Below are 25702 nucleotides of genomic sequence, written 5' to 3' on the forward strand. Positions count from 1 at the left end.
TCCCCCCCTCGCGCCTTAACAACGGGCGCGTCACATACCGTTGCTATCTCGGATTGCGGGGGCGGGGAAGCTGCTCAAATTGGGTAGAGACGGGGCTAGAGCAGCCAGCCTCCGCTATCGAGATGGACGTCGCCGCTGATCTTCATCCGGTAGTCGGCGACGCCGTCGCCGTCCACGTCGAGCTGCAGGGTGGTGATCCCGGCGCCGAACACCAGGGTCATCTCGCCGGCATGGTGGGTGAAGGCGCCCACCAGCTGGAAGGCCTGGTCTCCGGCCGTGCCGCTGTCGGCGTCGATGGCCGACAGGTCGAGCCTGTCGCTCTGGGCGGCGATCAGGTCGTTGACCGTGTCGACCTCCAGGCCCCCGCCCAGATGGCTCTGGATCACCGAGGCCTGGGTCACCACGAAGGTGTCGGTCCCGCCGCCGCCGACCAGGATGTCCGCGCCGGTCCCGCCGATCAGGGTATCGTTGCCGTTCAGGCCCTTGAGGACATCGTCCCCGGCCTGGCCGTCGATGACGTTGTCGCCGCCATTGCCGGTCATGGCGTTGGCCAGACCGTTGCCCGTGCCCCCGATACTTCCGGAGCCGTCGAGGATCATGTTCTCGACATTGGCCGACAACGCGTAGGTGACCATCGTCCGGACGGTGTCCGCGCCCTGGCCTGAAGCTTCGGTCACCGTGTCGCCCGCGTCGTCGACATAGTAGACATCGTCGCCCAGGCCGCCGGTCAGGCCGTCGGCGCCGATTCCGCCGTCCAGCACATCGTTGCCGTCGCCACCGGTCAGACTATCTGTTCCGGCGGCGCCGTTGAGCTGGTCATTGCCCGCCCCGCCATCGAGGCTGTCGTTGTCGGCCCCGCCGTCGAGGATGTCATTGCCCGAGCCGCCGGCCAGGATGTCGTTGCCGATCCCGCCGTCCAGCCGGTCGTTGTCGCCCTGGCCGTCCAGGTTGTCGGTCCCGTCGCCGCCGAGCAGCTGGTCGTCGCCGATGCCCCCCAGCAGGGTGTCGTCGCCCAGCCCGCCCTTGATCAGATCCGCGCCGGCCCCGCCGTCGAGGCTGTTGGCGCCGGCATTGCCGGTCATGGTGTTGGCGGCGGTGTTGCCGGTCCCGTTGATATCGCCCGAGCCGTCGAGGATCAGCTTCTCGATGTTGGCGGCCAGGGTCCAGCTGATGGTCGTGTAGATCACGTCATTGCCGCCGCCGCCGGCCTCGATCGTCGTGTCGCCGGCATCGTCGACATAGTAGCTGTCATCGCCCGTCCCGCCGGTCATGGCGTCGGCCCCGACCCCGCCGTCCAGCCAGTCGCCGCCGTCATCGCCTGACAGGGAGTCGTTGCCCAGCAGGCCATACAGGAAGTCGGCGCCGTCGCCGCCGGCCAGGTTGTCAGCCGCCTTGCCGCCGTCCTGGGTGTCGCCGCCGCTCGTCCCGATGAAGTCGACCGGCACGGCTAAGGCGCCGTAGATGATGTAGACCCTCCCAGACCGTGTGTTGCTCCCGTCCGACCCGATGATCAGGTCATCGAAGCCATCGTGGTTCAGGTCGCCGGCCGAGGCGACGCTTCGCCCGAAATCCTCATCCGACGGCCCGGTGATGACGAAGCCGTTGTTGCCGTCCAGGCTCAGGATGTTCAGATCGGCCGCGAAGCCACCGGCCTTGCCGAACACCACATAGGCGGCGCCGGGGGTGGAAGCCAACGGAGCGCCGACGATCAGGTCGTCGTAGCCATCGCCATTGAAGTCCCCCGCCGAGGCGACCGACGTACCGGCCGCGCCGGCGGTGAAGGCGCCGACGATCCGAAAGCCGTTGGTCCCGTCCAAGGTCGTCAGGTCGATGTCGCCGGAGAAGCCTCCCGCCTCGCCGAACACCACATAGGCGGCGCCGGCGTCGGTCGCCCAGGCGTCGTCGCCCGTCGCCCCGACGATGAGATCCAAATAGCCATCGCCGTTGACGTCGCCCGCCGAGGCGACGGATGCGCCAACCAAGTCGCCGGCCGGTCCGAAAATCTTGAAGCCGGTGGTTCCGGTCGGATTGGCAACGTCCACGAAGTTGTCGAGCGGCTCGCCGGTTCCGTACAGCACATAGACCGCGGACGCCGATTGAACCCCGAAGGCGATATCGTCATAGCCGTCGCCATTGAGGTCGCCGACCGCGGCCAAGGCCCGGCCGAGGCCGCCCCCGGCCAGCTTGAAGCCGTTGGTCCCGTCGAGGTTGAAGGAATCGAAGCTGGCGCCGAATCCGTCGGCCTTGCCATAGATCACATAGGCGTTGCCGGTGTTGCTCCCGACGATGATGTCGGCAAAGCCGTCGTGGTTGAAGTCGCCGGCCGAAGAGACCGAGAAGCCGGAGCCGGTGACGAAGGTCCCGCTGGCGCTGAAGCCGTTGGTCCCATCCAGCGTGGCCAGGTCGCCGGAAAAACCGTCGGCGCTGCCGAACACCACATAGGCGTGGCCGTTGCCCGAATAGGGGGCGCCGACGATCAGGTCGTCAAAGCCGTCGCCGTTGATGTCGCCGGCGCCGGCGACCGAGAGCGCATTGACGCCATGGATCGTGAAGCCGCCGGCCCCGCCGCCGAACACGATATAGGCGCCCGTGCCGCCGAAGCTGTTGCCGTACCGGGCCGCGACGACATAATCGATCAGGCCGTCGCCATTGAAATCGCCGATCGAAGCGACGCTCCAGCCGGCGCGGCCATTGAAGACGTCGCCGCTCAGGACCGCCGCAATGTCGAAGCCGGGCCCCACCCCGATGACTACCGGAAAATCGGACATCCTTGCCTCCCTCACGGGCCGCCCGCCCGTCGAACGGCGTTAGAGCAAGCGACCGCTGAGCCGGGCAGGGAAAAAAATTGGCACAATCCCCGGAATGAGGATGCGGCCGGCTAGAGCAGCCAGCCCCCGCTGTCGCCGGTGACATTGCCGACGATCGTCATGCGGTAGTCGGCCCGGCCGTCGCCATCGACGTCGAGGGCCAGCAGGGTGCTTCCGCCCGACAGGGTCAGGGTCAACTCGCCGGCATGGTGGGTGAAGCCGCCGACCAGGTGGAAGGCCTGGTCGCCCGCTGTCAGGCTGTCGGCGTCGATGGCCGAGAGATCGAGCTTGTCGCTCTGGGCGACGAGCAGATCGTTGACCGTGTCGGTCTCGATCGCCCCGCTGGTGTGGATCGAGGCCTGGGTGATCACGAAGGTGTCCGCCCCGGCGCCGCCGACCATGATGTCCGAGCCGGTCCCGCCGATCAGGGTGTCATTGCCGTTCAGGCCCTTGAGGACATCGTCCCCGGCCCCGCCATCGATGATGTTGTCGCCGCTGTTGCCGGTGATGGCGTTGACCAGGCTGTTGCCGGTCCCGCCGATGTTGCCGGACCCATCGAGGATCAGGTTCTCGACATTGGCCGACAGCGTGAAGGCAGCCATCGTCCGGACGGTGTCGGTTCCCTGGCCCGACAGCTCCGTCACGGTGTCGCCGGCGTCATCGACATAGTAGACGTCGTCGCCCAGGCCGCCGCTCAGGCTGTCGGCGCCGGTCCCGCCGTCCAGGCTGTCATTGCCGTCGCCGCCGGTGAGGCTGTCGACCCCGCCGCCGCCGGTCAGCTGGTCGTTGCCGGTCCCGCCATCCAGGCTGTCGTTGTCGGCGCCGCCATCGAGGATGTCGTTGCCGGAGCCGCCGGCCAGGGTGTCGTTGCCGACGCCGCCATCCAGCCGGTCGTTGTCGCCCTGGCCGTCCAGGCTGTCCGTGCCGTCGCCGCCGACCAGCTGATCGTCGCCGATCCCGCCCAGCAGGGTGTCGTCGCCCAGCCCGCCCTTGATCAGGTCCGCGCCCGCCCCGCCGTCCAGACTGTTGTTGCCGCCATTGCCGGTCAGGGTGTTGGCCAGGCCGTTGCCGGTCCCGTTGATGTTCCCCGAGCCTTCCAGCAGTAGCTTTTCGATATTGGCGGCCAGCGTCCAGCTGACCGAGGCGTCGACCGTGTCGCTGCCTTCGCCGCCCGCTTCGATCGTGGTGTCGCCCGCGTCGTCGACCACGAAGGTGTCATCGCCCGTTCCGCCGGTCATGGCGTCCGCCCCGGTCCCGCCGTCCAGCCAGTCGCCGCCGTCATCGCCCGCCAGGACGTCGTCGCCCTGCAGGCCGTACAGGAAGTCGGCCCCGCCGCCGCCGGCCATGGTGTCCTGGGTCCGGCTGCCGACCGCGTTGTCGACGCCGGCCGTGCCGCTGGAGACGACCGGCGTCACCGGCCGGCCGTAGACGATATAGGTTTCACCCTCACGGCCGTAGTGCCGGAGCGTCCACGGGGCGCTGACGATCAGGTCGTCATAGCCGTCGCCGTTGACATCCCCGGCGGAGGAAACGGCAAAGCCGAACTCGGTTCCGTTTATCGGGAACTGGAGGGTCAGGCCGTTGTTGCCGTCCAGATCGGCGATGCTCAGACCGGCCGAAAAGCCACCGGCGTGGCCGAATACCAGCTGGACGGCGTTCTTGCCGCGGCTGCTGACCAGCAGGTCGTCGAAGCCGTCGCCGTCGAAATCGCCGGCCGAGGCGACAGCCCATCCGGTCACGCCACCGGCGACATCGCCCAGGATCCGGAACCCGTTCGTCCCGTCCAGGGTGTTCAGGTCGGTATCGAGCGGGAAGCCGCCGGCATGGCCGAACACCACATAGGCGGCGCCTGCATAGGTCCCCGCCGTGCTTTGCAGCGGCGCGCCGATGATCAGGTCGTCGTAACCATCGCCGTTGATGTCGCCCGCCGAGGCGACGGACCGGCCGGTGAGGCTTCCCGATGGGCCGAAAAGCCTGAAGCCGTTGGTCCCATCGAGAGCGTCGCCGAAGAACTGACCCGGCCCGACATTGGCCCCGAACACCACATAGGCCATGGACCCGCCCGGATCGCCGAACACGAAATCGTCGAAGCCGTCGCCGTTCATGTCACCGGCCGCGGCGACGATATTGCCGAAGCTGTAGAAGGCGGTGGGGCTGTACAGGGTCAGACCAGCCAGGTTGTCCTGGTTGGCCGCGAAGCCGCCGGCATGGCCGAACAGGACAAACTGGCGGTTGGCGGCCGCCACGACGACATCGTCGAAGCCGTCGCCGTTGAAGTCGCCGGTCGCGATCGACTTGCCGAAACTGTTGTCGGGGAAGGTGTTCTCGATGCGGAAGCCATTGCTCCCGTCCAACGTTGTCACATCGAGCTGGCTTGCAAATGCGCCGGCGTGTCCGAACACGACCCAGGCAAGGCCATTGTCCTGGTACGGCGTGCTGAGGATCAGGTCGTCATAGCCATCGCCATTGATGTCGCCGACACCCGCGGCCGAGTAGGCGTTGGCGCCCGTGATGGTGAAGCTGCCGGCGCCCCCGCCCAGAACCACGTAGGCGCCCGGGCTCGAGGTTTTCGTGCCGACGACGAAGTCGTCGAAGCCGTCGCCGTTGATGTCGCCCAGCGAGGCGAGGTCCCAGCCCGAATAGCTATAGGTCTGGTCGGGCGCCGCCTCGGTTACGATAGCCGAGCCATCCAAGACGATTGTTGTCGGAAAACCAGGCATCGCCGCCCTCCCTCGCGGACCGCCCGCCCGCGCCGCGGCGTTAGATCAGCGGTTCAATCCCCCGGGCAGGGAAAAAAATTGGCACAATTCCTGGGATGGGTAGGATGAAGTGCTGGGCATGACGGCGTCGCGGGGGCGCCGGCTCCGATCGCGAACGGTCGGACTCGCGGAGGGATTTCAGCCTGCCAGACCCCACCCCCTATCCAGCGGCCGATCTCGGCGCGATGGTCTTTGCGATGAGCAGGTCCGAGGAGCTGGCCGGGCTGCAGGCGCATCCGGACTTCGCCGCCGCGGCCCGCCGCACCTGCGACAGCTGGGCCCAGCCGGCCGGGGATCCGCGCCTGGGCCAGATTCTCAAGGACGTCGGCATCTTCATGGCCGCCCTGTGGACGGTGCAGCTCGAGGCTGAGCCCGAGGGCCTGACCCATACCAGCCTGGCCAGGGTCATGGCCGCCTGGGGCGTCGCCAGCCGGGGCCGGATCGGGCCGATGCTGATCTATCTGCAGTTCCGCAAGATGATCGCGCCGGCCCCGTCGCCCGACGGCCGGGTCCAGCGCTATGCGCCGACGCCGGCGCTGCGCGAGCTTCTGACCAACTGGTTCAGGCTGCAGCTCGAGGCCTGCCTGCCGGCCTGGCCCGCCACTGCCGCGGTCCTGACCGTCTGGAACCAGCCGGGGATGCCGGAACGGCTGATCGCCGCCCATGGCCGTTTCCTGCTGGGTTCGCATCTGGCGCTGCTCCAGGCGCCGAACGCGCCGCCGACCGAGCGCAGGCTGGACGTCTTCTCGCATCGGCGGTCAGGCCTGGCGGTGCTGGGCCAGATCCTGGTCGACGCGAGCTCCGAAGGCGGGGACTTCCCGGCGCCGGGACCGGTGCGGCTGTCGGACCGGTCGCTGGCGCGGCGGGCCGACATCTCGCGCGGCCAGGCCCAGGCCATCCTCCGGGCGGGCGAGCAGGCCGGCTTCCTGCTGCGCGACCGCGAAGGCCTGACGACCCTGTCGCCCGACCTGATCCTGCAGGTGCGCAACTTCCTGCCGATCTACTGGATGGGCCTGGCCTGGGCGGCCGAGCAGGCGCTAGAGCAGCCAGCCGCCGCTGTCGAGATGGACATCGCCGGTGATCTTCATCCGGTAGTCGGCTGAGCCGTCGCCATCGACGTCGAGCGAGAGCAGGGTGATCCCGCCCGAGACGTTCAGCGTCATCTCGCCGGCATGGTGGCTGAAACTTCCGACCAGATGGAAGGCGTCGTCCGCGCCGGTCGAGCTGTCGGCGTCGATGGCCGACAGGTCGAGTTTGTCGCCCTGGACCAGGATCAGATCGTTGACCGTGTCGACCTCGACCGCGCCGCCCAGATGGCTCTGGATCACCGACGCCTGCCGCACCACGAAGGTGTCGGCCCCCGCACCGCCGACCAGGATGTCCGAGCCCGTCCCGCCGATCAGGACGTCATTGCCGTTCATTCCCTTCAGCACGTCGTCGCCGGCCTGGCCGTCGAGGGTGTTGGCGCCGGTGTTGCCGGTGATGGCGTTGACCGCGCCGTTGCCCGTTCCGTCGATATTGCCGGTTCCATCGAGGACCAGGTTCTCGAGGTTGGCGCCCATGACCCAGCCGATGCTGGCCCGGATCATGTCGGTCCCCTGGCCGGCCAGTTCCACCGTCGTGTCGCCCGCGTCGTCGACAGAGTAGGTGTCGTCGCCCAGGCCCCCGGTCATGGCGTCTCCGCCCGTGCCGCCGTCCAGGACGTCGTTGCCGTCGCCGCCGGTCAGGGAGTCGATCCCGCCGCCGCCGTTGAGCTGGTCGTTACCCGTGCCGCCGTCCAGGCCGTCATTGTCGCCGCCGCCGTCGAGGATGTCGTTACCCGCGCCGCCGGCCAGGATGTCGTTGCCGATCCCGCCGTCCAGCCGGTCGTTGTCGCCCTGGCCGTCCAGGCTGTCGGTCCCATCGCCGCCCAGCAGCTGGTCGTCGCCGATCCCGCCCAGCAGGGTGTCGTCGCCCAGCCCGCCCTTGATCAGGTCCGCCCCGGCCCCGCCATCCAGCGTGTTGCTCCCGGCGTTGCCGGTCATGACGTTGGCGGCGGTGTTGCCGGTCCCGTCGATATCGCCCGAGCCGTCGAGGATCAGCTTCTCGATGTTGGCGGCCAGGGTCCAGTCTATGGTCGTATACACGACGTCGCTGCCCTCGCCGCCGGCCTCCACCGTGGTGTCGCCAATGTCGTCGACATAGTAGCTGTCGTCGCCGGCCCCGCCGGTCATGGCGTCGGCCCCGGTCCCACCATCCAGCAGGTCGCCGCCGTCGTCGCCGGACAGGGTGTCGGCGCCCACCAGGCCGTAGAGGATGTCGGCCCCGCCGCCCCCGTCCAGGATGTCGTCGCCCGGCGCGCCGGTCAGGGTGTTGTCGCCGCTGTCGCCGTCGAACACCTGGGTCGTCCAGCGGCCGTAGATGACGTAGCTCTTGCCGCCGCCGGAAACCAGGATGTCATCCAGGCCGTCATGGTTGACATCGCCCGCGCCGCTGACGCTCGGGCCGGATAGGGTGACCCCTATGTTGTTGATGCGGAAGCCGTCCAGCGCGCCCAGGCCAGCCATGTTCAGGGTGGTCCCGGCCAGGTCGGGCCCGCCGAAAATCACATAGGCGGCGCCGGAGCCAGGGAAGCCGGCCGGCGCGGCGACGATGACGTCGTCGTAGCCATCGCCGTTGACGTCGCCCAGACCCGCGACCGAGGTCCCGAACCTGGAGCTGCCGCCGCCGCTGTTGTCGCCCACCAGCCGCATCCAGCGGCTGTCCGGGACGCCGGTCGTCAGATCGATGTCGCCGCTGGCCCCGCCGAAGACGACGTAGGCCTCGCCAAAGGAACCTTTGGCCCAGCTGCCTACGATAATGTCGTCGAAGCCATCGCCGTTGACATCGCCCGCCGAGGCCCAGGTCGGCACGATCGGCCCGTGAATATGCATCCCCCTGGAGGGGTCGACATGGTCGATGTCGAACGAGGTCCAGCCGCTGGCGGCGGCGTCGCCATAGATCACATAGGCGTCGTAGTTGTTGACGCCCACCAGCAGGTCGGCGATCCCGTCGCCGTTGAAGTCACCGGCCGCCGACAGGTGCTGGCCCAGGTTCGGCTGGGCGGCGGTCCCGGTGATGGTGAATCCGCCGCCGATGACCGTTTCGCTGGAGAGGGCGTAGCCGGGCCTGCCGAAATAGACCTCGACCCGACCATTGACGTTGGGATGGTTAGGGTCGAACCCGGCATAGGGATGCACGTAGTCGGCCATCACCACATCGTCGAAGCCGTCGCCGTTCAGGTCGACGGCGGCGACCAGGGCGCCGGCATGGCCGGAGGTTGTAGGACCGTTCAGGCGGAAGGCCTGCTCCTGGTTGGGGTTGTCGGCCCACTCCACGGCCGAAAATCCGCTCTGGCGGCCCAGCACCACGAAGACGGAGCCGGCGTCCGTAGTCCCCGGGTCGGCGTTGGGGTTCCCAACCAGCACGTCGGCCAGGCCGTCGCCGTTGAAGTCTCCCCCCGTGACGGAAAAGCCGGCGCGGCCGTTCAACGTCGTGCCACGGACCTCGAACCCATTGGTTCCGTCCAGGGCGGACAGGTTCAGTGTGGCCGGTAGGCCCGAGGCGTTGCCGAACACCACAAAGACGCCGCCGACATGGTAGTAGAGGTCCGGCGCGCCGACGACGAAATCGTCGAAGCCGTCGCCGTTGATGTCGCCGATGCGGGCCAGGCTGAATCCCGCGCTGGCGGTGGGGTTGGCGGTCAGCACCGAGCCGTCGGCCGAGTCCAGGCTGGCGACATCGAGAACGGCGGGGAAATTGGACATGACGGCTCTCCGGGGCGGACGCGGTCCCCTTAAAGAGCCGATCGGCGCGCGGCCGATCAGTGGAAATTTTTAGCAGACCTGTGGCCCGGCCTCGGCCAGCACCCGTCGCGCGTTCCAGGCGAACATCCGCACGTTGCCGGCGCAGAAGAAGCGGACATTGTAGGCCAGGGTCGGGGTGATGGTCGCCTCGCCCTCGGCCAGGTCGGCCAGGAGGCCCAGCTTCTCGGCGGCCTGCAGCTGGTGGCGGACATGGGCGCGCGAACTGGCGCTGAGCCTGGCCAGGCGGCTGACGCTGAAGCGGACCCGCCCCGCCGCGGGGAATGTGTCGCCGGAAGACGTCTCGGCGTTCTGCAGCAGGCCGGCCAGGATCATCATGCCGCCATTGCGATGCGAGAAGACGTCCAGTGAGATTTCCGGCGCCGAGAGATGCTCGAGCACCGCCACCACCTGCTCGCCGTGGCGGTGCGCCCACGCGCGCGCCAGACCTGGCTCGTCGAAGCGCGCGCAGAGCCGGGCGATGTCGGCGTCGAGGGCGGCGGCCCAGGCCAGTTCACGCCGGATACGGCCGAAATAGGCGGCGATGAGCTTGGCGGTCGGCGCGAACCGCCGAACGCCGGCGCCCTCGCCCGCGCCCTGGTCCGGTTCGATATAGCCGATGAAACGCAGATAGATCAGGATCGAGGCGGCGCGGCCCCGGCTGGAGACGCCGGTGGCGGTCAGCAGGGCTTCGAGTCGCGGGCGGGTCAACCCGCCCGGCTCGCCATCCAGATAGAAGGTCAGTATGGCGCCAACGACCCGGCCCACATCGCGCAGCAGGCCGATATCGCCGGTGTCGGCCATGTCGCGCGGCAGCCAGCAACTGACCGCCTGGCGCACGGCCTGGTCAAAGCCCGGCAGCGCCATGACCCTGGCCACTTCCCGCCTGTCCAGAACCGCCGCCGCCTCGGCCGCCCCCGGATTTTCACCAACCGCCCGCATCGCCCTACCCATACTGGGTAAGTCTGTAGCGCCACCGGCCCCGCAGCGCCACGCCGTCGGTTCCCGCTGTGGGGAATCGCGCCCAACGAAAAACGCCCCGCGGTCTCCCGCGGGGCGTTCATTTCGGACTGGAACGGCGTCTAGTAGCCGTAGCCGCCGTTGCTGTTGGCGATGACCTCGTAGATCAGGCCCGTGGCGATGGCGGCCAGCAGATAGTCGTTGCCGACCCGGTACCAGTAGTAGCCGCGGGGCGGCGGGCGCAGGCGATAGCGGCCGTAGTCGTAGACCACGTAGCCGCGGCTGCGATACGAGCCCGGCAGGTAGGCGCCGCGACGCCAGGCGTAGTAGCCCGGGCGATAGCCAGGGCGGCCGTAGTAGCTGGCCGGCGGCGGGCCATAGGCCCAGCGGCCGTTGTAGTAGTAGCCGTTATGACGCTGACGGTCCCAACGGCGGTCGTCGCGACGGTCGTCACGACGGTCGTCGCGGCGATCCCAGCGGCGGTCATCCCGGCGATCATCGCGACGGTCGTCCCGGCGATCGTCACGGCGGTCCCAGCGCGACTGGGCGTTGGCGTCGGTGGCCGCGACCACCATGGGCCCCGCCACGCAGGCGATGCTGGCAATGGCCATAATCAGACGTTTCATGAGCACGTCCTCCTGTTTACAGCGGCCGATCCCAGCCAAGAGCCGGCCGTCAGATGATCCCTCGACAGGCCTTCATGGTGAATCGCCGGGCCTGAACCCAATCTGAACGCCCCGGTCAGGATGGGTGTTCCGCAGGTCCCCCTTAACAATCAGAGACTCCCAACCCCCGCCGCTAACCCCTCGTTACGGGCTTCGTAACCGCCCGGTAGCACCGGTGAATCAACCCTGACCGAAACCTAGCCTGAATGCTAAACCGCGACAAAATATAGCGTTTTTCAGGTGCGTTTTTCTTCTGGACCCCTATTCGATTAACCCTGCTTTCATGCCTGGAGCTCTTTCATCGTCTCATGACGAACGCCCAGAACGGGCGCCCAAAGGGGATTACGGTCATGTCGATGGTTATGGAAATGGAGGCCGCCGCGCCTCCGATGCCGCTGCCGGGGCCCGATACGTCGGGCGATGAGCTGTTCCGCATGGGACTGCTGTATTCGACCGGTCAGGGCGGGGCGCCGCTGGACTATGTCTCGGCCCACATGCTGTTCAACCTGGCGGCCATGCGCGGCTCTCTCGAGGCCCGTATCTACCGCAAGGAAATCAGCCAGGAGATGGCGTCGGAAGACGTCGCCGAAGCCCAGCGCGCCGCCCGCGAGTGGCTGGCCCGCGCTTAAGGCGCCGCCAGCCTACTGGCTGACGCCGTTGATGGCGTAGCTGAACTGCAGGGGCAGCAGGTCGCGGAACTGCTGCATATAGACCCCCACCTGGGCCACGCCGGTGCGCGGCACGACGATCACGTCGAACCGCCGCAGGGGCACCAGGTCCCGTCCCGCCGGGTTCTTCATCACCTGATCCAGATCGACCGTCCGGGCCATGGCCGTTCCGCCGGGGCCGCGGCGGATCACCACGATCTTGTGGGTCCGGGCGCTGGATTTGAAGCCGCCGGCCAGCGCGATGGCCTGCAGGGCGTTGATGTCGCCGGGCATGTCATAGACCCCCGACTTGTCGACCTCGCCCATCACGAACACCTTCAGGGGCTGGGCGGTCTTGACCGCCACCGACACCTGCGGCCGGCGCAGCTGGGTCGCATAGGCGGCGGTCAGGGCGTCCTGCAGCTGGGGAATGGTGCGGTCGGCGGCCATCACCGGCTGGATGAGGGGCAGGGAGACGCGGCCGTCCGGCTGCACCGTCACCGTCTTGTTGAGTTCCGGGGCGGAGGGGACAGTGATGTCCAGCTCATCGCCCGGATAGAGGCGGTATTCCGGCTCCGAGTCGCTCCAATCGGCGTAGCCGATATTGGCGAAGGCGCCGGGCGCGTCGCGCTCGGGTTCAGGCGCCGGGGCGGCCGTCGAAGCGGGGGGAGGGGACTGGCCCTCGCGATAGCCCGGCCAGCGCAGGTTGCCCGCCTGCGCGCTGGCGGCGACGGCGCAGGTCGCCAGCAGCGTGACCATCAGGCGGGAACGAGGGCTCATGGTGTCCAACCGTTAACGAGAATGGGTAACGGAGCGTTAATGACGCGCGGCCAGGGTGGCTGAGACTAGAAGAGTCTTGGATTCGCCGACACCCGATGACCGCCCAAAGCTGGACCATGGTAGCCCACGACCCGCCGGCCAGCGCCGACTGGGCCGCCCGGCCGCGCTATGCGCCCAGCGACTTCATCACGCTGCTCTGGCGTGAGCGCTACCTGATGATCTCGGTCTTCCTGCTGATCTTCATCGCCGGCCTTGGCTTCGCCTTCACCCTGAAGAAGGCCTATCCGGCCCATTCCAGCCTGCTGATCCAGCTGGGCCAGGAATATGTCTACGAACCCCTGGCGGGCGATGCGGCGCGTGGGGCGGTGCCGGACGTCAACAGCGTGGTGCAGTCCGAGACCGCCATCCTCTCCAGCGAGCCGCTGCGCGAGATGACCATCCGCAAGGTCGGACTGGGGATCATCTACCCGGACCTCGCCGCCAAATACGACGCCGCCAGCGTACAGGAAAAACAAGCCATCATGGCCAAGGCCGTCGAGGGCATGGGCAAGGGGCTGAAGATCGAGGCCGCTCCCGACAACCCCGTCGTCAACCTGACCTTCGAGCATGAAGACCCGGTGGTCGCCGCCCGGGTGCTCAACACGCTGCTGGAACAGTATCTGCTCTATCGCCGCAGCGTCCTGGCCCAGCCCAGTTCCACGGCTTTGGACCGCCAGCGGGTGATGTTCCAGGGCAAGCTCGACGAGGCCGACGCCGCCTACCAGCAGTTCCTGGTCACCAACGACATCGGCGACTTCAACGCCCAGAAGACCTCGCTGACCCAGCTGCAGGCCCAGGCCGAGGCCCAGTCCAACGCTGTCCAGGCCCAGCTGCAGGACCGCCAGGGCCGGCTGGCCGCGCTGCAGCAGCAGATGGCCGGCGTGCAGCCCGAGATCGGCCTCTATCGCGATACCGACACCACCGCCTCGGCCAAGCTGGCGGCGCTCAAGCTCGAGCGCGAGGACAAGCTGGGCCGCTACCTGCCCGACAGCCAGACGATCAAGGACATCGACGCCCAGATCGCCCAGCTGGAGCAGGGCGTGCAGGCCGGCCGCACCCTGACCGAAGGGCCCAAACGCTATGGGGTCAACCCGGTCTACCAGACGGCCCAGACCGAGCAGATCCAGCTGACCGCCGAGGTCGCCGCCCTGCGCCAGTCCAAGGCCGAGTACGACCGCCAGGTGCAGGAAGCCAATGACCGGCTGCTCAAGCTGGTCGCCCTGGAGCCGCAGTTCCAGGCCCTCAGCCGCGACCGCGACCTGCTGCAGACCAATGTCCGCGACTACAGCGTCAAGGCGACCCAGGACGAGGCCGTCCGCCAGATCGCCTCGGAAAGCAGCGACAATATCCGCATCGTCGAGCGGGCCAGCGCCCCCTCGACCGGCAAGAGCCTGCGCAAGCCGGTGATGATCCTGGCCCTGCTGTTCGCCGGTTTCGCGGCCCTGTGCGCCGGGCTGGTGCGGATGTTCCTCCGGCCGGGCCTGCCGACGGCCGCCTCCGCTTCGCGGACCCTCGACCTGCCAATCTTAGGCATGGCGTCCGTCAAGCCGCGGTGAGACTCTGCGGCGCGGGACAGGCCTTCCTCAGTAACGGTAAGCTGGCTGTCTCTGGCTTGGCGCGATTCGACGCATGGTGGATTTGAACGGCGAGATGGGCGAGCTGTGGGCTTCGTTGGGCGCCCCCGCGCCCGGCCGCCCGCGCGTCGTCCAGTTCATCGCCGCCCGGCGCGGGGAGGGGACCTCGACGGTCGCCCGCGAGTTCGCCCGGTTCGCCGCCCGCCGGGCCGGCCGCAAGGTCTGGCTGGTCGATCTGGACCTCTTCGCCTCGCCCCAGGCCGCCGCCATCGCCGCCGATCCCGAGCACTACGGCGAGCTGGGGACCGCCGTCTCCGCCAGCCCCGACGGCTCGGCCTTCTTCACCGTCCAGCCGCCGCAGCAGGCCCCTGACGGTTCGACCTGGCCCGACGCCCGCTACCTGGTCGCCCATGCGGTGGGCGGGCAGCGCTGGTGGGTGACCCGGTTCCGCAACGACGCCCTGAGGGGCCGCCAAGCGGTGCATATCGTCCCCAGCGGCGACTACTGGAATGCGCTCCGCAAATACGCCGACATCATCGTGGTCGACGCCCCGGCCGCCGATCGCTCCCAGGCCGGCCTGACCGTCGCCCCCTTCATGGACCAGACCATCCTGGTGGTCGCCGCCGACCAGCCGGACGTGCGGGCCCCGAGCCTGCTGCGCGACGCCATCAACGGGGCGGGCGGACGCTGTGCGGGCCTGTTCTTCAACCGCGCCCAGATTCAGCCGCCGGGCTTCCTCAAGGCCATCCTGCCGTGACCTATCCGGCCGCCACACCGGCCTACCGGCCCCGGATCGACATGTGGACCATCGGGGCCTTCTGCCTCGCCGTCCTGGCCCTGCTGATCTACAGCCAGGGCTGGCTGACCCTGCTGACCGGGGGCAATGTCGGGGATACGTCCAAGTCGGGCCTGATCCGCAACCTGTTCCTGCCGGCCTATGCCGCCGGCGTGGTGCTGCTGGCCATGAGCCCGGGCGCCACCCTGGCGGCCCTGCTGCGCCAGCCCTTCCTGATCCTCCTGATGGTCATCGTCGCCGCCTCGCTGCTGTGGTCCGACGCGCCGGACCAGACCATGCGCCGCATCGTGGCCCTCTACGCCACCACCCTGACCGGGGTGGTGCTGGCCGGCCGCTACAGCTGGGCGACCCTGGCCGAGATCATGGCCGCGACCTTCCTGATCCTGGGCGTACTCTGTCTGCTGCTGATCTTCGGCCTGCCCGGCATCGGCAAGATGACCGAGATCTTCCCCGGCGCCTGGCGCGGCGTCTGGCCGGAGAAGAACGCCCTGGGCGGCAACATGGCCCTGGGATTTGGCCTCTGCGCGGCGGCGGCCCTGCTCAATCCGCGCCGGGCCTGGCTGTGGTGGGGCGCGGCGGCCCTGGCCCTGCTGCTGGTGCTGGGTTCGACCTCGAAGACCTCGCTGATCTCGCTGATCCTGGGCGGGATGGCCCTGGGCTTCGTCTTCCTGGTCCGCCGGGGGCCGGTCTCGGGCGTCATGGCCACCTTCGCCGCCGTGGTCGGGGCGCTGGGCATAGCCGGCTTCCTGCTGTTCGCCGCCGACGTCTTCCTGGGATTGCTGGGCAAGGACGCCACCCTGACCGGCCGCACCAAGATCTGGGCGGCGGTCTATCACCAGATCCAGCTGCGCCCCTGGACCGGCTACGGCTATGGCGCCACCTGGGACAACGAGAGCGGCCGGGGCGCCCTGGCCTGGATCACCAAGGAGGCCGGCTTCCGCGCCCGCCACGCCCACAACAGCTGGCTCGAGCAGTGGCTCAGCCTGGGGCTCAGCGGCCTGGCCGCCTGGACCCTGTTCTGGCTGCAGACCTTCGGCGCGGCCATCATCGCCGCCTTCCGCCACAAAGGGGCGTACCTGGCCCTGCCGTACCTGGCCGTCTACACCCTGACCACCCTGACCGAGAGCATCGCGGTCACCTGGAACGACCTGCGCTGGGTGATCTTCGTGGCGATCGCGGTGAAGCTGGCCTGGCCGGACCCCGAGGCGCGGCGCTAGCAAACAAATCCGCTCATCCCCGCGAAAGCGGGGACCCAGGCTTTTTACTGTTGAGGGCGGTCCTGACAGGCTTGGGCGGCGTGCAAGTCCGCTACGAAAAACACCTGGGTCCCCGCCTTCGCGGGGATGAGCGGATGAAAATTACCCCATCATCGCCTGGAGCTCGGCGATCAGCCCCTCGTCGCCCGGCAGATCCAATATCCCCGACCGATGCATGGCGATGCCGCCGTGCAGCAGGATCAGCACCTTCATCACCGCCCGCCGGTTGGCCTCCTTCGAGGCGGCAGGATCGGCGAAGAGGCGCATGGCCTGCGTGATCCCCAGATGGACGGCCTTCTGCAGCGAAGGGCGAAACTTCATCGTCGCGTGCGGGCGGCTGCGCATCAGGTCGTAGAGGCGGGGGTTGGCCAGGGCGAAGCGGACATAGGCCTCGACGAAATCGGCCCGGCTGGCGGCCGCCGCCAGCGGGACGGCCAGATCCTCGAACCCGGCCTGGGCCACCGCGTCCAGCAGCGCCTCGCGGCCCTCGAACTGGCCGTAGAGCGAGCGGTGGGCGACACCGGCCGCTTGCGCGACCTTGCGCAGGCTCAGCGCCTCGTGGCCGCCGGTCTCGACCATGGCCCGGGCGGCGGCCAGCGCCGCCTCGCGCAGGTTGCCGTGCCGGTAGGTGTCGCGGGCCGGCCGGGCGGTCATGCTCAGGTCAGTTCCGCCTCGATGGCGGCCTTGACGGCGGCGATGGCCCCGGCCCGGGCTCTGAGCTTGGTGGCCGCATGGGCGGCTCGGTCCAGGCCCGCCATCCGCGTGATCGCGGCCTGAGTGGCGGCTTCCAGGTCCTCGCGCGGGACCAGCTGGTCGACCAGGCCGGCGGTCAGGGCCTCCTGCGGCTCGAACAGCTCGGCGGTCATGGCGGTGCGGCTGAAATGGGCCGGGGTCAGGCGCTGGCGGGCCATCTCCAGGGCGAAGCTGGGGATGGTCAGGCCGATCTGCACCTCGTTCAGCCCCCCCCGCCAACCGGCGTCGGCGCCGATCCGCCAGTCCGCCCCCAGCATCAGGAAGGCGCCCATCGGATAGGCGTGACCGGCGGTGACGGTGACGACCGGGCGGGGAAAGCTGAGCAGCTTGAGGGCCAGGGTCGCCCCCAGATACAGCATCTCGCGCGAGGCGGCTCCATCGCCGCTGGCGAATACCTTCAGATCGAAGCCGGCCGAGAAGATGTTGTCCCGGCCCTCCAGCACCGCCACGTCGCCGTCCGCCGCCGCCTGGTCGAAGGCCGCGTGCAGGGCGCTCAGCATGGCCGGGTTCATGACATTGACCTTGCCGTCGTCCATGCGGATGCGGGTGGCGTTGGCCTGGCGAGTGACGGTGATCGGGTGGGTCATGGCGCGGGGCTCCTTATTCCATCCATTGGATGGATATGGGCAGTCCACAGGGCTGACAAGTATGACGTGGCGGCAGGCGGGGCTTACAGCCCCAGCCGGCGCGCGCCTTCGGCGGCGGTGACGACCTCGAAGCCGCCCGCCAGCGCGGCGTCGGCCAGCCGGGCCAGGGCCTGCGGGGTGCAGCCCCAGGCCGAGGGCGCTTCGCTGACGTCATGGGTGTAGAGGATCAGCCAGGCGCGCTGGGCCCTGGCCTTGTTCAGCCAGCCCATGGCCACGGCCTCGCCGTCGGGGCCTTCGATCCCGACCGAGGGAAGCTGGTTGGCGTCCGAGCCGTCCTCGACCAGACCGGCCTGCACCGTGCGCAGGGTGCGGAAGCGGCTGCCCAGCACGGCCTTGGCGGGCCGGGAGACGTCGCCATAGGGGTAGGCGAAGCTCTCCAGATGTGGCGCGCCGATGGCCGCCAGAGCCTCCGCGTTGCGGTCAGCCTCGGCGGCGATGGCGGGGCCGGCGGCCTGGCCGCAGTCGAGGTGGGAGAAGGTGTGGCAGGCCAGTTCGTGGCCGGCGCCGGCGAGGGCGGCCGTGTCGTCCAGCGTGGCGTAGGCGCCCATCGGCCCCGTGCCACCGGCCAGCCCCGCCGAGACGTAGTAGGTCCCCTTGAGCCCTCGTGCTTCCAGCACAGCGGCGCCGGCGTGGACGGCGGTGGCGGGCGCGTCATCGAAGCTGAAGGTGATCATCGGCCGCTCCAGCCGCATGCGCACCGGCCGGCGGTGGGCCAGCAGCGCCAGGCGCCGGCGCAGCTTGCCCTTCAGCGAGCGGTCGGCCGAATAGGGCTCCATCACAGCGTCTCCGCATAGAGGGCGGCGCGGTAGAAGCGCAGGGCGAGGTCGCGCAGTTTCAATGGGGCCAGTGGGCTCAGCGCCAGGGCCTTGAGCGACGGGCGCCACAGGCCGCGCAGGGGCAGGGCGCGCAGGCGTCTGGCCCAGCGGTAGCTGGGGTATTGCGCGGCGATGGCCGGATGGGCGGCCACGACCCGGCCGAAATTGGCGGCCGACTGCTCATATTTGCGGGCCAGGTCCGCAGCGACGTCGAGGCCCAGATGGGTGGCGGTGTTGTCGACATGGACGATGGGCCAGCGGGCGGCGACCCGCATCGCCCATTCCACATCCTCCCAGCCCCAGCCGACGAAGCCCTCATCGAAGCCGACGGCCTCGAAGACGGGGCGGGCGACCAGCAGGTTGGAGGTGAAGACGTATTTCTCGGGGGCTTGGCGGCGGGTGGCGGCGGGCAGGCAGTCGCTCTTCAGCGCCATCGTCCGGTGCAGGGCGTGCTGCGGGGTGCGCGGGGTCTGGTCGAGAGAGAAACCGCCGAAGGCGACGTCCGGCGCGTCGGTCTCGATCAGGGCCAGCCAGTGGCCCAGGAAGCATTCGCGGTCCGGCAGCATGTCAGCGTCGAGGAACAGCAGCCACTGGCCACGGGCATGGCGGGCCAGGCGATTGCGGCCCTTGGCGCGGCCTTCGTTGACCGTGAGGCGCACCAGGCGGGCGGGCAGGGCGAGGCTGGTGACGGTATCGCCGACCCGCCGGGCCAGGGCTTCGTCGTTGGAGCCGTCGTCCAGCACGATGATCTCGGCGTCGGCGGTTTCGCGGGCCAGGGCGATGAGCAGGCCGCTGGGATCGTCGCCCTTGAAGGGAATCAGCACCGACAGGCGCGGCTTGGCGGCCGGCCAGTGGGCGCTCTCGACCAGGGCCTCATCCGGCCAGGGGATGGAATGATGGGTCATGCCGCCGCCCGGGCCCTGAGGCCGCGCACCAGGGTCAGGCCCTGGCCCCGCACGCCGCCGGCGTCGAGCAGCCAGGCGGCCAGGCCATAGACCGCCATGCCGACCGCCGCCTTGCTGAACAGCTCGAGGGCTCCACCCCAGGCTGGGATCTGGATGACCGCCAGGGCCATCAGGGCGGTGGCGGCGCCGACCGTGGCCAGGGTCTTCCACGGGATGGGCAGGGGCTGGGCTCGCCGGCCCAGGACGAAGGCGGTGAGCGCGCCCAGCGCATAGCTGGCCGCCGTCGACCACATGGCGCCGTCCAGGCCAAAGCGCGGGATCAGGATCAGGTTCAGCACGACATTGCCCAGCGCGGGGACGGCCATGGCCGCCATCAGCAGATGGGTGCGCCGGCCCAGGGTGAAGGCCTGGTGCAGGTAGTAGGTGGTCAGGCCCGACAGCAGCCCTGCGAAGGCCACCCAGGGCGTCACCCGCGCCGCCCCGGCGGCCAGGTCCGCGCCGACCATGACCTGGGCCAGCGGCCCTGCGGTCAGGGCCAGGCCCGCCGCGGCCGGCATGGTCAGCAGCAGCATGAAGGAGGCCTGCTCCCGGGCGGTGGCCTTCAGGGCGCTCTCGCCGCCGCGCTCCAGGGCCGCGACCATGGCCGGGCCGCCGGCCATGCCCAGCCAGACGAAAACCACGTCCAGGGTGCGGTTCGCCAGGCTGTAGCCGGCATGATAGACGCCCACCGCCTGCTCGTTCAGGAAGGCCGCCAGCAGGAACCGGTCGGTGGCGGCGATGACCAGGGCCAGGATCAGCGACCCCGCCACCGGCAGGCCATAGGCCAGATAGGTTGCCGCCCGCGCCCGCTCGAAACGCCCGCCGGCCATCAGCCTGAATTCGCGCGGCAGCACGGCCGCCAGGCAGAGGGCCGCGACGCCCCCGGCCCCGATCAGCGGCGCCGCCCCGCCCGCGCCCAGCAGGGCCATGCCCGCCCCGATGGCGAAGCCGCCCACGGTCTGGATCACGTCCAGCAGCGCCGCCGAGGTGACCTCGCCCGCCGCCCGCCGCCGCTCCTGGGCCAGCCGGGCCAGGCTGCGGAACAGGATGGCCGCCATGCCGGCCGCCACCGCCTGTTTCGACCCCGCCGGCAGCGGGGCCAGCCAGACCAGCAGGCCTGCCACGACGGGGAACACCGCGCCCAGCATCGCCCAGGTCCGGTAGAGGGTGGTCATGTAGCTGGCGGTGTCGCCATCGGCGGCCGCCCGGGCCTGGAAGCGGGCCATCGCCGCCTCGGCCCAGGTGAAGACGCCGGTATGGACGAGCGTCATGGCCGAGAAACCCAGCGCATAGGCGCCGTATTCGGCCGGCGTCAGCACGCGCGTGAAGACGACGATCGTGAGCAAGCCCACGATCCCCTGCGCCACATTGACGGGCAGGTAGCCGACGACGCCGCGCCAGAACATCCGGTTTCCACATCCGCGACCGCTGCTCAGCGATCCATCGCCGGCATTGTGGGGGAGGGGCGTTTCAAGTTCCTGAAGGCCCGGGCCCGAAGCCGCCCACGCCGAGCCGCATCGGCCAGCGCGGCGGCGGCGGTGTTTCGGTGACAGTTTACTTAATTCGCTCCCGTGGCTGGCCGGCCGCCGGAAGGGGCTCAGGGCGAATTAAGTAAACTGTCACCGAAATTGCCTCTGAAGGCGGGCCAACATGTCCGAACCTTAACTTGCCTCGCCCCCCGCCGGGCGGCCATCCAGGCGGCAGGAGTTCGCGGGGGCGAGCGAGGCGGATGGGATGTTCGGGGACGCTAAGCCCAGACTGAGACTGGATCCGAACCTGCGGCCGGCGGACTACGCCCCGGTGTTCCAGCGGTTCGGGCGGCTGCATATTCCGGGCTTCCTGGCCCCCGAGGACGCCGCCGGCCTGGCCCGCGCCGTGGCCGGCTCCAGGGCCTGGCGGCGCAGCATCCGCCAGAGCGACGACGGCACGGACCTGGACGTGCCGCTGGACGAATACATGGCGCTCGACCCCGCCCGCCGCGCGGCCCTGGAGCTGGAGGCCCAAACCAGCGCCCGCGACGCCTTCCGCTACATGTTCGACACCGTCCGCATCGGTCAGGACATCGAGGCCGGCCGTCCGGTCGAGCCGGCCCTGGCCGCCGCCCAGACCCTGGTCAACAGCGCCGGCTTCCTCGACTTCCTGCGCACCCTGACCGGGGACCAGCGCATCGTCTATTGCGACGCCATGGCCACCCGCTACCGGCCCGGCCACTTCCTGACCGCCCATGACGACGCCGCCCCGGGCAAGCACCGCCTCTATGCCTATGTGCTGAACCTCACCGCCCGCTGGCGGGCCGACTGGGGCGGCCTCTTGCTGTTCCTCGACGAGGAGGACCATGTGGCCGAGGGCTATACGCCCGCCTTCAACGCCCTGAACATCTTCCGCGTCCCCCAGCGCCACGCGGTCTCGATGGTGGCCCCCTTCGCGGGCGAGCCGCGCCTCTCCATCACCGGCTGGGTCCGGTCGGAGATGCCGGCCTAGTCATCGTCCGAATCCTGATGTTACAGTCCCGTAATGTTTGAGCGGGGGCTCTAGGCGTGGACGAGGGGTGGGTGGTTCGGCGGGAGGGGTTCCTCGACGCCAGGGCGGTCGCGGCCCTGCTGAAAACCCCCGGCAGCTTCGATCCGGAACCGGTCCTGACCCTGGCCCGCGAGGCCTTCGGACCGCTGGAAGGCCTTGGGGTCGACACCCTGACACTCAGCCCCGGCGAGGGCGTCGCCGAACTGGCGCGCGAGGGGGCCAGGGGCGGCTTCGTTCTCGATCTCGACCCGCCGCAGTGGCGCTCGGCATGGGGTGGCCTGCTGCTGTTCCAGACAGGCGAGCGGCTGCAGGGCTATCGGCCGGTCCCGGGCGCTCTGACCCTGTTCGCCGCCGCCGCCCGGCCGTTGATCAGCCTGCTCACGCCGGGGGCGCCGCCGCGGGTTTCGCTGCTGGGCTGGTGGGTGTGACGCGGCGGGCAATGGTCAGGCCGGCCCGCTTGGATTAATCTGCGCCTCGTCCGGTTTCGGAAGGGGGCGACATGTTGAAGAGGCGCCTATCGGCCTCGGCGATCTTCGGCGTTCTGGCGGTGTGCGCCGGACTGCTCACGGCCGGCCTGGCCGTCGCCCAGAACCTTCCCCATCCCAAAGGACCGCGCGGCCGCGACGGCTCGGCCCCGCCGCCGCCGCTTCTGATCCCCGCGCCGCCCGCCCTGTCGCCCGGCGGCCGCGCCGCCCTGGAGCCGGTGCCGGCGCTGAGCGGCAAGGGCTGGGTGATGCGCGGCGGGGATACCGACGGCGAGTTCGACGTCTATACCTACACCCCCTCGCGCCAGCCGGGGCCGGCGGGCACCGTGTCGATCCTGGCCCAGTTCCGCAGCGCCGAGGACAGCCGCACGCCCCAGGGCCGCGCCTATCGCTACGGGGTCATGCGGTTCTTCTTCCAGTGCAAGGACCGCCGCTACGCGCCGGGCAACGCCGACTATTACGACGCCCAGGGCCGGGTGGTGTCCTCCGACCCCGGCAGCTACCAGGTCGCCAGGCTGCAGCAGGTGCGCGACGGCTCGGTGGCCGAGTTCGTCTATGAGGCGGCCTGCGACAAGGAGCCCCCGGGCGGCCCCCGGCAGTTTTCCAACCGGCCCGGCTATGACGGCCCGGACGGCGATGTCGCCACCGGCTCGGGCTGGCTGTCGGCCCGCGGCTATATCGTCACGGCGAGCCACGTGGTGGCCGGCGGCAAGCGCATCTGGATCTACCAGGAGGGCCGCAAGCTGGGCACGGCCACGGTGGTCCGGGACGACCCGGTCAATGACGTCGCCTTCCTGAAGCCCGACTTCGACGTCAGCGCCTTCGCCGGCATGAACGTCGAGACCCAGCCCTTGGGCCTGGGCCAGCGGGTCTTCACCCTGGGCTATCCGCTGGTCGACCAGCTGGGCGGCGGCTCGGTCAAGCTGACCTCGGGCGACATCAGCTCGCTGACCGGCGTCGATATCGCCACCCAGCGCGTCGACGATCCGCGCTACCTGCAGATCTCCATCCCCGTGCAGAGCGGCAACAGCGGCGGCCCAGTCATCGACGACGCCGGCGGGGTGGTCGGCATCGTGCTCTCCAAGTCGGAAATGACCCCCGACCGCGAGATCATGCAGAACGTCAACTTCGCCCTGAAGGCCAGCTACATCAGCCAGACCCTGGCCGGCCTGCCCCAGGTGGGCAAGCCCCGGGCGGTGGTGGCGCGGCCCTCGTTCCAGGGCACGGTGGCCGAGGTGCAGAGCGGGATCTTCCTGATCGTGGTCGAAGAGGGACCTACGCCAACCGTCCGGCAGACCTCGGGGCGGCGGTAGCTACCGCACCGAGTCCGTATCCCCCAGCAGGCAGGGGATGGTCATGGCCATGATGTAGAGGTCCAGCCAGAACGACTGCCGCTCGATGTATTCGATGTCCAGCGCCACGCGGCGGCGGACCAGGTCGGCGGTGTCGACGGGGCCGCGCGAGCCGTGGATGGCGGCCCAGCCGGTCATGCCGGGCTTCATGCGGTGGCGGTGGGCGTATTCGGCGACCAGGCGGGCCGACTCGGTCTGGCCGGTCTTCATCCCCACCGCGTGGGGGCGGGGGCCGACCAGGCTCATCTCGCCGGCCAGCACGTTGAACAGCTGCGGCAGCTCATCCAGGCTGGTCTTGCGGATGAACCGGCCCACCCGGGTCACCCGGTCGTCGTCGGCGCTGACCTGGCGCACGGCGGCGTAGTCGCTGGCTTCCTGGCGCATGGAGCGGAACTTCCAGACCAGGATTTCCTCGTTGTTGAAGCCGTGCCGGCGCTGGCGGAAGAACACCGGGCCCTGGCTGTCCAGCTTGATCGCCGCGGCGACCATCAGCATCAGCGGCGCGCCCAGCACCAGGGCGAGCGACCCGACGGCCAGGTCCTGCAGCCGCTTGACCACGGCGCGGTTGATATCGACGGTTTCGCCCGACACCCGGGCCAGCGGGGTGTCGGCGATGCGCGAGAAGGTCTGGCTCTGCAGGTCGGGGTCGGCGACCTCCATCAGCAGGCTGACCTCGTTGGGCATGACCCGCAGCGTCTCGATCAGCTCACGCACCCGGTTCTGGGCGCTGGGCTGGACGGTGATGACGATGCGGTCGACATAGGGCATCACCCGGCTGGCCAGCAGGGCCTGGGTGTCGCCCAGCACCGGCACCCCCGCCAGGGCCTTGGGGACGCGGGCGGCGCGGTCGTCGAAGATGCCGATGACATTGGCCTCGCCGGTGCTGGCGGCGGCCTCGATCATCCGCTTGGCGGCGGGCGTGGCGCCGACGATGACGATGTTGGGGGTCAGCTTGCCGTTGCGCCGCCAATGGCGGGCCATCAGCCACCAGGCGGTGTGCAGCATGTAGAGGCCCACGAAGGTCGCGCAGAACCAGGCGCCCATGGTGTCGATGGTCACCATCGGCGAATGCAGCGGCCAGAGGGTGGCGACCAGCCCGGCGGCGGTGACGCCGAACGCCGAAGCCACCCGCACCAGGTGCCGGGTCAGGCCCTCGCGGGGCGACAGGTCATAGCCCTGCAGCACGCCCAGGCTCCAGATCAGCAGCAGGGCGCCCAGCAGGAAGGGCGCGACCGCCCCGACGCTGGCCGCCATCAGCCCGCCGGTGGTGGTGAAATGCATCGTGGCCACGACGGTGGCGGCAACCGCCAGGCCGTCGACGCTGCGGAAGCTGCGCGCCACCGTCCGGCCGTCCAGGCGCGAGCGCAGCGAGACCAGCCGCTCGGGTCGCAACCGGCCGCGCCGGTCGCCGTGCGACGTCTCGGCCGTGGGGAGGGGAGCGGCGGAGGGGGTGCTTGCGGGGGAGGGGGCGGGAGTCGGCTCGGGGACGTCCCGCCGGTTCATCGCGTCCCGCAGGGCCATGGCCTGCTCGACCCAGGGCTCGCCGCTGTTCGGAGCGGCGCTGCTGGGGGCTGGCTGTTTGGAGCGGGCGAAGGCGGAAGACATTGGCGCGCAGCATGCCACCTGGGCCTGAGCGCCCAGTTAACGCCGGCAAGTATTCGTGAGGCAGAGTTTGCAAGGCTTTGGAGACCGGGGACGCGACCGGATCGCCCACCCTGCCAAGGTCGATTGCAACGCCGCCCGGAACAGGCTATCTGCGCCGCTCGCCTGGGGTGACGTGGCCGAGTGGCTGAAGGCGGCGGTTTGCTAAACCGTTGTACGGTATAAAGCCGTACCGAGGGTTCGAATCCCTCCGTCACCGCCAGGCGACTCGGTCGGGCTCCTCGGTTTTCGATACGAGCGCGAGGCGCAGCGAGCGGCTGTCCTGCCCTGACAGAGCAGATTGCTGCGTAAGCCGCTTCAGGCAGGCTTCCCAGACTCAAACGCCTCCCTATTGTAGCCGAACAGATTTGTCGGGGCGCGAGGGGGCGCGCTTCGGCTGATATTGATCCCCCTATGCCGACGGTCGTTCGGCCTTTACAA

General features: G+C 69.6%; 20 protein-coding genes and 1 tRNA gene. 9 read left to right on the forward strand and 12 right to left on the reverse strand.

Annotated elements, in window-relative coordinates:
- Positions 1-95: 95 nt before the first annotated feature.
- Together QO010_RS09470 and QO010_RS09475 are read right to left on the reverse strand one after the other, a co-directional pair.
- Complete coding sequence (locus QO010_RS09470) at positions 96-2768, reverse strand: FG-GAP-like repeat-containing protein (RefSeq protein ID WP_307348520.1); 2673 nt, start codon at positions 2766-2768, stop codon at positions 96-98.
- A 110-nt stretch (positions 2769-2878) separates the two neighbouring features.
- Positions 2879-5527, reverse strand: a complete 2649-nt coding sequence (locus QO010_RS09475) for an FG-GAP-like repeat-containing protein (protein ID WP_307348522.1) — start codon at positions 5525-5527, stop codon at positions 2879-2881.
- A gap of 236 nt (positions 5528-5763) precedes the next feature.
- Between QO010_RS09475 and QO010_RS09480 the strand changes: the two genes are divergently transcribed.
- Complete coding sequence (locus QO010_RS09480; protein ID WP_307348525.1) at positions 5764-6669, forward strand: hypothetical protein; 906 nt, start codon at positions 5764-5766, stop codon at positions 6667-6669.
- On the opposite strand, the gene QO010_RS09485 is transcribed toward QO010_RS09480, so the two are convergent.
- The 3 genes from QO010_RS09485 to QO010_RS09495 form a co-directional block, all read right to left on the reverse strand.
- Positions 6604-9351 carry an FG-GAP-like repeat-containing protein gene (locus tag QO010_RS09485; RefSeq protein ID WP_307348527.1) on the reverse strand — a complete coding sequence of 916 codons (2748 nt, stop codon included), beginning with the start codon at positions 9349-9351 and terminating at the stop codon, positions 6604-6606. The two genes, QO010_RS09480 and QO010_RS09485, sit on opposite strands and share 66 nt — an antisense overlap.
- A 69-nt stretch (positions 9352-9420) precedes the next feature.
- On the reverse strand, positions 9421-10329 hold the full coding sequence (locus QO010_RS09490; RefSeq protein ID WP_307348529.1) for a hypothetical protein: 909 nt from the start codon (positions 10327-10329) through the stop codon (positions 9421-9423).
- A gap of 140 nt (positions 10330-10469) precedes the next feature.
- Entirely contained in the window at positions 10470-10973 is a 504-nt protein-coding gene (locus QO010_RS09495) for an RcnB family protein (protein ID WP_307348531.1), read from the reverse strand.
- 395 nt (positions 10974-11368) lie between these two features.
- On the opposite strand from QO010_RS09495, the gene QO010_RS09500 reads away from it, so the two are divergent.
- The gene (locus tag QO010_RS09500) at positions 11369-11641 is read left to right on the forward strand and encodes a sel1 repeat family protein (RefSeq protein ID WP_370873737.1); all 273 of its coding nucleotides are present in this window, start codon (positions 11369-11371) and stop codon (positions 11639-11641) included.
- A gap of 12 nt (positions 11642-11653) precedes the next feature.
- On the opposite strand, the gene QO010_RS09505 is transcribed toward QO010_RS09500, so the two are convergent.
- Entirely contained in the window at positions 11654-12439 is a 786-nt protein-coding gene (locus QO010_RS09505; RefSeq protein ID WP_307348536.1) for a polysaccharide biosynthesis/export family protein, read from the reverse strand.
- A gap of 116 nt (positions 12440-12555) precedes the next feature.
- Here QO010_RS09505 and QO010_RS09510 point away from each other — a divergent pair, with 116 nt between their 5' ends.
- The 3 genes from QO010_RS09510 to QO010_RS09520 all read left to right on the forward strand — a co-directional run bounded on the left by QO010_RS09510 (position 12556) and on the right by QO010_RS09520 (position 16065).
- Positions 12556-14034 carry a GumC family protein gene (locus QO010_RS09510; RefSeq protein ID WP_307348537.1) on the forward strand — a complete coding sequence of 493 codons (1479 nt, stop codon included), beginning with the start codon at positions 12556-12558 and terminating at the stop codon, positions 14032-14034.
- 73 nt (positions 14035-14107) lie between these two features.
- Entirely contained in the window at positions 14108-14809 is a 702-nt protein-coding gene (locus QO010_RS09515) for a P-loop NTPase family protein (protein WP_307348538.1), read from the forward strand.
- Entirely contained in the window at positions 14806-16065 is a 1260-nt protein-coding gene (locus tag QO010_RS09520; RefSeq protein ID WP_307348540.1) for an O-antigen ligase family protein, read from the forward strand. The genes QO010_RS09515 and QO010_RS09520 overlap by 4 nt, the downstream gene beginning before the upstream one ends.
- 141 nt (positions 16066-16206) lie before the next feature.
- Here the strand turns inward: QO010_RS09520 and QO010_RS09525 are convergent, their stop codons facing one another.
- The 5 genes from QO010_RS09525 to hfsF form a co-directional block, all read right to left on the reverse strand.
- A complete protein-coding gene (locus tag QO010_RS09525; protein ID WP_307348542.1) occupies positions 16207-16758 on the reverse strand; it encodes a TetR/AcrR family transcriptional regulator in 552 nt (183 codons plus the stop codon).
- A gap of 2 nt (positions 16759-16760) precedes the next feature.
- Positions 16761-17444 carry a crotonase/enoyl-CoA hydratase family protein gene (locus QO010_RS09530; RefSeq protein ID WP_307348544.1) on the reverse strand — a complete coding sequence of 228 codons (684 nt, stop codon included), beginning with the start codon at positions 17442-17444 and terminating at the stop codon, positions 16761-16763.
- Positions 17445-17527: 83 nt separating this feature from the next.
- Positions 17528-18280: an oligosaccharide deacetylase HfsH gene (hfsH, locus tag QO010_RS09535; protein WP_307348546.1), complete on the reverse strand. Its 753-nt coding sequence runs from the start codon at positions 18278-18280 to the stop codon at positions 17528-17530.
- Positions 18280-19224, reverse strand: a complete 945-nt coding sequence (hfsG, locus tag QO010_RS09540) for a polysaccharide biosynthesis protein HfsG (protein ID WP_307348548.1) — start codon at positions 19222-19224, stop codon at positions 18280-18282. Before hfsG ends, hfsH begins: the two co-directional genes overlap by 1 nt.
- Entirely contained in the window at positions 19221-20669 is a 1449-nt protein-coding gene (hfsF, locus tag QO010_RS09545; RefSeq protein WP_307348550.1) for a polysaccharide biosynthesis protein HfsF, read from the reverse strand. Before hfsF ends, hfsG begins: the two co-directional genes overlap by 4 nt.
- A 328-nt stretch (positions 20670-20997) precedes the next feature.
- Here hfsF and QO010_RS09550 point away from each other — a divergent pair, with 328 nt between their 5' ends.
- The 3 genes from QO010_RS09550 (at position 20998) to QO010_RS09560 (ending at position 23581) form a co-directional block, all read left to right on the forward strand.
- Entirely contained in the window at positions 20998-21744 is a 747-nt protein-coding gene (locus QO010_RS09550) for a 2OG-Fe(II) oxygenase (protein ID WP_307348552.1), read from the forward strand.
- 56 nt (positions 21745-21800) lie between these two features.
- A complete protein-coding gene (locus QO010_RS09555; RefSeq protein WP_307348554.1) occupies positions 21801-22211 on the forward strand; it encodes a 2OG-Fe(II) oxygenase family protein in 411 nt (136 codons plus the stop codon).
- Positions 22212-22282: 71 nt separating this feature from the next.
- Positions 22283-23581 (forward strand): S1 family peptidase, encoded by a 1299-nt coding sequence (locus tag QO010_RS09560; RefSeq protein WP_307348557.1) that lies wholly within the window; start codon positions 22283-22285, stop codon positions 23579-23581.
- Here the strand turns inward: QO010_RS09560 and QO010_RS09565 are convergent, their stop codons facing one another.
- The gene (locus tag QO010_RS09565) at positions 23582-25225 is read right to left on the reverse strand and encodes an undecaprenyl-phosphate glucose phosphotransferase (protein ID WP_307348559.1); all 1644 of its coding nucleotides are present in this window, start codon (positions 25223-25225) and stop codon (positions 23582-23584) included.
- A gap of 166 nt (positions 25226-25391) precedes the next feature.
- On the opposite strand from QO010_RS09565, the gene QO010_RS09570 reads away from it, so the two are divergent.
- A tRNA-Ser gene (locus QO010_RS09570) sits at positions 25392-25484 on the forward strand.
- The last annotated feature ends 218 nt before the right edge of the window (positions 25485-25702 follow it).

It is taken from the genome of Caulobacter ginsengisoli, from assembly GCF_030814835.1.
Lineage (GTDB): Bacteria > Pseudomonadota > Alphaproteobacteria > Caulobacterales > Caulobacteraceae > Caulobacter > Caulobacter ginsengisoli.